The organism is Streptomyces sp. NPDC006743 (genome assembly GCF_040703815.1).
Classification (GTDB): Bacteria; Actinomycetota; Actinomycetes; order Streptomycetales; family Streptomycetaceae; genus Streptomyces.
The window spans coordinates 1-1,168 of record NZ_JBEYJA010000165.1 but is presented as its reverse complement, the minus strand read 5'-3'; the positions used below and the strand labels follow the sequence as shown (position 1 = coordinate 1,168).

General features: G+C 68.3%; 2 protein-coding genes. Both read right to left on the bottom strand.

Annotated elements, in window-relative coordinates:
- Nucleotides 1-34: 34 nt before the first annotated feature.
- Nucleotides 35-565, bottom strand: a complete 531-nt coding sequence (locus ABZ719_RS37695) for a transposase (RefSeq protein ID WP_366729679.1) — start codon at nucleotides 563-565, stop codon at nucleotides 35-37.
- A 41-nt stretch (nucleotides 566-606) separates the two neighbouring features.
- Complete coding sequence (locus ABZ719_RS37690; RefSeq protein WP_366729678.1) at nucleotides 607-1,101, bottom strand: winged helix-turn-helix domain-containing protein; 495 nt, start codon at nucleotides 1,099-1,101, stop codon at nucleotides 607-609.
- Nucleotides 1,102-1,168: the final 67 nt, after the last annotated feature.

Genomic DNA, 1,168 nt, shown 5'->3' with positions numbered 1-1,168 from the left:
TACTGAGGTTGAACTCGTGATGTCGTGGAGTTGCTCAGGCGGGCCTGATGGTCAGGCCGGTCTCGGTGAGGCAGCCGTCTATGAGGTGACTGCGGTACTGGATGTGCCGTAGGCCCCCTCGGATGCGCTGGACGAGGTGTTCGGGGGTGGAGAAGGCGACGTTGGAGAGCCAGCCGCGTCGCAGGAGGGACCAGATTCCTTCGACGGGGTTGAGGTCGGGTGCGTAGGGCGGCAAATAGTAGATGGTCAGCCAGTCCCGGGCCTCGGCGAACTTCCTCAGGTCGGCGGCTTTGTGGACGTTGAGGTTGTCCCAGATGAGCACGATGGGGCCGCCGAGCTGCTGGTGGGCGGCGATCAACAGGTCCCGGTAGTCGCGCCAGGAGAAGCTCTTGCGTCCGTTCCGTCTGCCGTCGTCCCGGCGTGGCCGGTAGATCAGCCTTGAGCGGTGGCCGGGTTTGTAGCAGGTCAGCGCCGCGATGGAGATCCGTCTGCGGGAGCGGCCGCGGACCCGCACGATGGGGGTCCGGCCGCGCTGTGACCAGGTCTTCGCCTGCGGCGGCGTCATGGAGAATCCGGCCTCGTCCTCGAAGACGAGCCAGGCTCCACTCACCGCCGCGAGTCTTCCGCGCAGGGCCACACCTCCTTGACCCACCCGGCTACCGCCTCGTCGTCCCGCTCGAGTGCACGTCGGGCTGGCACCTGGCACGACCAGCCATTACGTACCAGGAGCTTGCGCACGCCCTGGATCGTGTAGGTCAGGTGGAAGCGCCGGCCGATCACCGTCTTGACCCGCGCCAGCGTCCACCGCTGGTCCTCCCAGCCGTGCGCGGCCGGCCCCTTGGCCAGCTCCGCCTCCAACTGCGCGAACTGCTTCTCGCTCAGTCTCGGCAGCGACGCAGGTCCCTGCGACCGCAGAGCGCGCGGACCGCCCTCGTCCCACGCCTGCCGCCACCGCTGCACCGACCGGACGCTGACGCGCAGGTCCTTGGCGATCACCGAGCTCGCCTCGCCCCGGGCGAACCGCTCGGCCGCCTGGAGCCGTAACCCCTCGCGGAACTGCTGCCGTTCGGCGGTCAGACCGCCCCCTTGTGGATACCGCATGCCCCGGTGATATCGCAGAGGACTGGCGCCCGTCAGCCCCTACGACACCACGAGTTCAACCTCAGTA

Excerpts from the sequence above, each read along its gene's own strand:
- ABZ719_RS37695 (WP_366729679.1), bottom strand. The coding sequence starts at position 565 with ATGACGCCGCCGCAGGCGAAGACCTGGTCACAGCGCGGCCGGACCCCC.
- ABZ719_RS37690 (WP_366729678.1), bottom strand. The coding sequence starts at position 1,101 with ATGCGGTATCCACAAGGGGGCGGTCTGACCGCCGAACGGCAGCAGTTC.